The 2,257-nt window shown below is 43.7% G+C and carries 3 protein-coding genes; all 3 read right to left on the bottom strand.

Annotated elements, in window-relative coordinates:
- Nucleotides 1-293 precede the first annotated feature (293 nt).
- Complete coding sequence (locus F6K49_RS42525; protein ID WP_293107443.1) at nt 294-572, bottom strand: IS4 family transposase; 279 nt, start codon at nt 570-572, stop codon at nt 294-296.
- Nucleotides 539-1,576, bottom strand: a complete 1,038-nt coding sequence (locus F6K49_RS42520) for an IS4 family transposase (RefSeq protein WP_293107446.1) — start codon at nt 1,574-1,576, stop codon at nt 539-541. The genes F6K49_RS42525 and F6K49_RS42520 overlap by 34 nt, the downstream gene beginning before the upstream one ends.
- A 98-nt stretch (nt 1,577-1,674) precedes the next feature.
- Nucleotides 1,675-1,893: a hypothetical protein gene (locus tag F6K49_RS42515; protein ID WP_293107440.1), complete on the bottom strand. Its 219-nt coding sequence runs from the start codon at nt 1,891-1,893 to the stop codon at nt 1,675-1,677.
- Nucleotides 1,894-2,257 lie beyond the last annotated feature (364 nt).

Here is a 2,257-nt window from a genome sequence, read left to right as displayed (position 1 = left end):
GGAAAATTTGTTGACTTTGAACAAAAAAAACTGCTTTAGGATGGGATTTATTCGAATTTCACAAAAAATTGAGTTAATCAATTTTTTGTATGTTACCATTTATACCAAATAAGATGCGTTTACCCTGCTACCTAGGGGAGCATGTAACTTTTGTTAATCTCTGATTTAGATCCCCCGTTTCCCTTAATAAGGGGGACTTTTTAATCTAATTCCCCCCTTTTTTAAGCTATCCATTAGGCAAAAGTAGTCGAAACAGTGATAGAGACTAGGATGTAGAAACAAGTTGTGAACCTTCAAGCAAATGGTAGAAGGTCGAAAGCCCTCGCGGCTAGGGTTTTCAAGCCAGGTTCGCCATCTCCAGTACGAGCCAAAAATCCACCCAAGCGTGCAATCCAAATCAGAGCTTGATGAAGACTAGGAGGTTTTTTTGAGCGGTTTTTGGCTTGAAATTTACGTCGCAAGAGTTTCCATTCTGCTGGAGAGAACACCACTTGGCAAGAAGCATCCGGATTAAGTCGAGCTTGATAAGTCAACCACATTAGTCGCCAAGCAACAATATTATAAGTAGCCAATGCTTTGAGTAAACGCTCTCGGGTTTGAAGTTGAAGTTTTTCGCGCGCGTCAGCCACTTTTTAGCGGTTTTGTGAAAGCGTTCGATCAGCCATCGATAGCTATACCACCGTACACATTGCCAAGCTTTTTGGAAGTCGTCAATGGGTAGAGTGGTCAGCAACAACCAACGAATGGGTTGACTACCATCAGCCGGTTTCTCAGTCTCTTCTACCAGTAGTACGTTAATTTCCACTGGTTCAAGATTGTGAGGTTTGGGGTGATTTTGAGGCACTTCCAGTGTGACTTTCATCCCTCGAATTTGCAACGTTGCTTGACGAGCTGGACGTTTGGGATTACGCTCTAAGTTGATGGTCATTGTACCTAAAGTTGGCCTTTGTTCAATCATCGGTAACAGATATCCCATCTCCTCTTTCACCCTGCGGTTATATTCTCCTCGAATCAGTAATTCGCTATTGCCACAGCGCTGTTGGGCGAACAACTCAAAGATATCAGCTTCGCGATCAGCAACATGTATGAGCTTGGCTTTTTCGACTAGTCCAACGGATGCTCCAATAACGGTCTGTAACCATCGATAGCTTTCTTTTTCTTGAATCGGTTTTTTCTTGCGTTCTTTTTTCTTTCCACTCCTATGCTTTCTTGTCCAACTCTGCTGATGTAGCAGCCCTAATGGTTCCCCTTGAACACTTACCGCTAGGCAACTATGAACTTTGATTCCTTGTTGAATGGTCTGATTGATATATCCCAAACCCTTCGTTGCTTCATGTGTCGTATACTCCAAATCTGTCGTATCTTGTATTGCCAGCACCACTCCTGCTTCTACACATCTCCTCACTACGCCTTCCCTGTGTGAAGCCAATATTTGTGTTTTTGTCACTTTCTCATTTGACCAAAATCTATAAATACTTTGGCTGTTGCTCGCATTACCACTCGCTTGTGGTACTGTTTCTCCTGGATGCTCGCTTAAGAGCAAAAGTGTCTTTCTCAATCTCTTGGCATGGCGTATGTCCTGAAAAATTTAGGATTTATTTCCTGGCTGATCCAATCCTTCATTTGTTATTCTTCATCTCCTGATTGACTTTTTCCTCTGATACTCTCACAACCTTACCCTCCCTGTCCACTCCCGCGAGGGTGCTCCTTCTTAAGTGCGCTCAGGGCAAGCTGCTGCCGTAGGCAATCGCATTTCTGGTTTTGCGATCGCATTTCTGGTTTTGCGATCGCATTTCTGGTTTTGCGATCGCAGTCTTGGGAGACCCCTGTTAGTCTAATAATGGCTCTCACCACTCCTCTCCCAATCCTTACCTCAATTCTAGTCTCTATCACTGTTTCGACTACTTTTGCCTAATGGATAGCTTTTTTAAGGGGGGTTAGGGGGGATCTATATACCTAATTATAAAGGTGACATGCTCCTACTCCCGACTCCCGACTTAGGGGAGCATGTAACTTTTGTTAATCTCTGATTTAGATCCCCCGTTGGTCCCCCTTAATAAGGGGGACTTTTGAATCTAATTCCCCCCTTTTTTAAGGGGGGTTAGGGGGGATCTATATACCTAATTATAAAGGTGACATGCTCCTACTCCCGACTCCCGACTCCCGACTCCCTAATCCCTTGAATCGTTACATTGGAGCTGCTAGCAAGTAGCCATAAACGGATTCAATACCATTAACTTTAGACAAAACCTCAGCA

Source organism: Moorena sp. SIO3I6 (assembly GCF_010672095.1).
The sequence above is the reverse complement of the archived record's forward strand: the minus strand, read 5'-3'. Positions and strand labels throughout refer to the sequence as shown.